Source organism: Mycobacteriales bacterium, assembly GCA_036497565.1.
Taxonomy (GTDB): Bacteria; Actinomycetota; Actinomycetes; order Mycobacteriales; family QHCD01; genus DASXJE01.
Window position 1 is genome coordinate 1 of record DASXJE010000134.1, and the last position, 3,795, is coordinate 3,795.

General features: G+C 69.1%; 4 protein-coding genes. 3 read left to right on the top strand and 1 reads right to left on the bottom strand.

The annotated features are described in order from the left end of the window. From VGH85_11545 to VGH85_11555, 3 genes are all read left to right on the top strand, one after another. A partial coding sequence (locus VGH85_11545; GenBank protein HEY2174431.1) for an aquaporin occupies positions 1–312 on the top strand: 312 nt, incomplete at its 5' end. Between the two features lie 94 nt (positions 313–406). Next, complete coding sequence (locus VGH85_11550; GenBank protein HEY2174432.1) at positions 407–1,867, top strand: catalase; 1,461 nt, start codon at positions 407–409, stop codon at positions 1,865–1,867. 87 nt (positions 1,868–1,954) lie between these two features. Beyond that, the gene (locus tag VGH85_11555; protein ID HEY2174433.1) at positions 1,955–2,602 is read left to right on the top strand and encodes an HD domain-containing protein; all 648 of its coding nucleotides are present in this window, start codon (positions 1,955–1,957) and stop codon (positions 2,600–2,602) included. Between the two features lie 68 nt (positions 2,603–2,670). Here the strand turns inward: VGH85_11555 and VGH85_11560 are convergent. After that, on the bottom strand, positions 2,671–3,795 hold a 1,125-nt coding region (locus VGH85_11560), incomplete at its 5' end, for a GAF domain-containing sensor histidine kinase (GenBank protein ID HEY2174434.1).

Genomic DNA, 3,795 nt, shown 5'->3' on the forward strand with positions numbered 1-3,795 from the left:
GGCGTGCTGGCCGCGTTCGTGGTCGAGCTGTTGTTCACATTCGCCCTGTGCTACGTGGTGCTCAATGTCGCCACCAGCAAGGACCAGCCGGGCAACGGGTTCTTCGGCCTGGCGATCGGATTCACCGTCGCGGCGGGGGCATTCGCGGTCGGCGGGATCTCCGGCGGCGCGTTCAACCCAGCTGTGACGCTCGGCGCCGCCGTTTCGGGCTTGTTCGACTGGTCGACCCTGTGGGTCTACCTCGTCGTGCAGGCCGGTGCTGGCATCGCTGCAGGCCTTGCATTCCTCGCACTCAACCCCAACGACAAGTGATCGGGGCGAGGCGCTCGCATCTGGCCGATCGCCATCTCAGCCCGGTCAGCGAACCCGAGACTGCTCTAGTTCCACCCACTAAGGAGAGGCACGTATGACCACCACACAGCCCAATCCCACCCAGACGACGGATGCCGGCATCCCGATCGAGAGCGACAAGCATTCGCTCACCGTCGGCGCGGGCGGCCCGATCTTGCTGCAGGACAGCTACCTGATCGAGCAGATGGCCAACTTCAACCGCGAGCGGATTCCGGAGCGGCAGCCGCACGCCAAGGGCAGCGGCGCGTTCGGCCGGTTCGAGGTCACCGGCGACGTCAGCGCCTACACCAGGGCGGCGTTCCTCCAGCCGGGCAAGGAGACCCGGATGGTGGCCAGGTTCTCCACCGTGGCCGGGGAGCGCGGCTCACCCGACATGTGGCGGGACATACGCGGCTTCGCGCTGAAGTTCTACACTACCGAGGGCAACTACGACATGGTCGGCAACGACACGCCGACGTTCTTCATGCGCGACCCGATGCACTTCCAGAACTTCATCCGGTCGCAGAAGCGGCTGGCCAAGGCCAACCTGCGGTCCAACGACATGCAGTGGGACTTCTGGACCCTGCTGCCGGAGACGGCGCACCAGGTGGTCTGGCTGATGGGCGACCGGGGCTTCCCGCGGACCTTCCGGCACATGAACGGGTACAGCTCGCACACCTACATGTGGGTCAACGCGGAAGGCGTGGAGTCCTGGGTCAAGTACCACTTCATCAGCGACCAGGGCGTCGAGTTCCTGACCCAGGCCGAGGGCGACCGGCTGGCCGGCACCGACCCCGATTTCCACACCAAGGACCTGTACGAGGCGATCGAGCGCGGCGAGTACCCGAGCTGGACGCTGAAGGTGCAGGTCATGCCGTACGAGGACGCCAAGACCTACCGGTTCAACCCGTTCGACATCACCAAGGTCTGGCCGCACGGCGACTACCCGCTGACCGAGGTGGGCCGGTTCACCCTGGACCGCAACCCGGCCGACTACCACACCGAGATCGAGCAGCTCGCCGTCGCGCCAGCCAACCTGGTGCCCGGCATCGGCCCGAGCCCGGACCGGCTGCTGCTCGGCCGGCTGTTCTCCTACCCGGACGCGCACCGGGCCCGGCTCGGCGTGAACTTCACGCAGATCCCGGTCAACGCCCCGGTCGCGCCGGTGCACGCCTACAGCAAGGACGGGATCGGCCGGGTGCACAACGTCACCGACCCGGTGTACTTCCCGAACTCCAAGGGCGGCCCGCAGGCCGACAGCGTGCACAACCCGCCGCCGACGTGGTACTCCGACGGCGAGATGGTGCGCACCGCCTACGAGCTGCACGCCGAGGACGACGACTGGAGCCAGGCCGGCACCCTCGTCCGCGAGGTGATGGATGATGCGGCAAGAGACCGGCTGGTCAGCAACATCGTGGGAGCGCTGCTCGCTGGCGTGACCGAGCCCGTTCTCCAGCGCGCCTTCTGGTACCTCGGGAACGTGGACAAGGAACTGGGCGAGCGGGTCGAGAAGGGCGTCCGCGCCGGGCGGGCCTGACTGGCGGCCCGATCCATAGAGACCAGGGGCCCGGCGATTCCTCTCAGGCGCCGGGCCCCTCGACATAACTCGACATAAGGAGTAGCAATGTCCGTCAGCGGACAATCCGCGGCCGGAGTGACGGTCCCGGACACCAAGCTGGCCCGCGAGGCCACCGAACTGATCCGGGACCGCACCAGCGACCTGGTCTATAACCACTCCCGCCGGGTGTTCTTCTGGGGCAGTCGGCAGGGCCGCAACCGCGACCTGAGCTACGACCCGGAACTGCTGTATGTCGGGGCGATGTTCCACGACCTCGGCCTGAACGAGGAGTTCCGCCACACCGGCCACCGGTTCGAGGTGGACAGCGCCGACGAGGCCCGCCGGTTCCTGCATGGCCACGGCGTGCCGGAAGACAGCATCCGCCGGGTGTGGACCGCCATCGCCCTGCACACCACGCCGGGCATCCCCGAGTTCATGGAGCCCGAGGTCGCCCTGGTCACCGCCGGGGTCGAGTACGACGTGCTCGGCATCGGCTACCACGACATCAGCGACACCGACCGGGCCGCGATCACCGCGCTGCACCCGCGGCCGGACTTCAAGCGCCAGATCCTGCAGGCGTTCACCGACGGCATGGCGCCCCGGCCGGACACCACGTTCGGCACCGTCAACGCCGACGTCCTGGAACGGTACGTCCCCGGCTTCCAGCGCGGCAACTTCGTCGACGTCATCCTGAACTCCGACTGGCCGGAATAGGCGCCCGGCATCAGACGCACAGCCGGAGCCAAGGGCCCGGCGCCTGCAGGCGCCGAGCCCCTTATGCGTCAGCCGGCCCCCTGAGCCGGCTCGTAGCCGAGCGGAAGATCCACCGTGATATGTGTCCCGGCCCCGGCCGGGCTGTGGATGTGGATCGAGCCGCCCAGGGCCTCGACGCGGTCGGCGAGGCCGGCCAGGCCGGAACCACGCGCGGGATCGGCCCCGCCGACTCCGTCGTCGCGGACCGACAGCAGCAGGCTGCCGTCTTTTGCGGCGAGCGAGATCTCGACGCGCGAGGCCTGCGCGTGCTTCATCGCGTTGGAGAGCGCCTCGGACGCGACGTAGTACGCCGCGATCTCGATCGGCTCGGGGTACCGCGCATTCGTCGAGCCGTCAATGTCGACCGGCACCGCGGACCGGCGGGCCAGCGTCCGCAGCGACGGGCCGAGACCACCCTCGGAAACGATCGCCGGGTGGATCCCGCGCGAGAGCTCCTGCAGCTCGGCCGCCGCGTCGGTCAGCCCCGTTGCGATGCGAGACAGCTCAGCTCGCAGGACGTCCCGGCCGGCCGCAGCATCGTCCCGCGCCGCGCGGGCCGTCAGTCCGAGCGAGACCAGCCGCTGCTGGGTACCGTCGTGCAGATCGCGCTCGATCCGCCGGCGGGCCTCGTCCGACGCGGCGACGATGCGCCGACGCGAGGCGGCCAGCTCCGACCTGCTCTCCGCATTCGCGACCGCGGTAGCGAGCAACTCGGTGAACTTTCCCAGGCGTCCCTCCAGACCGAACGGCAGAAGCTCGTCGGCAGACGCGACGTTCATCGCGCCCCACAGACGGCCCTCGACGACGATCGGGCTCGCGACCGACGAGACGATACCCATGCGGCGCGCGGCTCCCGCGACGGGACCGCTGGCCGACGACCAGTCCATCGCGTCGACACGGGCCGAGCGTCCGGTGCGATAAACCTCCGCCGAAGCCATTCCCGGCTGAAACTCCCATCGCGTCCCGACCGGGAGGTCGAGGGTCGTCGAGACGCCGACAAAGACGACCGCCGAGCCGTCGGGCTCGAACCTGAGCACCCCCGCCTGCGCCCCGAACAGGCGAGCGACCTCGTCGCTGACGGCCGAGAAAATCTCCATGGGCGGCACGCCCTGCGCCACCAGCGTGGCCACCCGCCGCAGCGCCGTCTGCTCCTC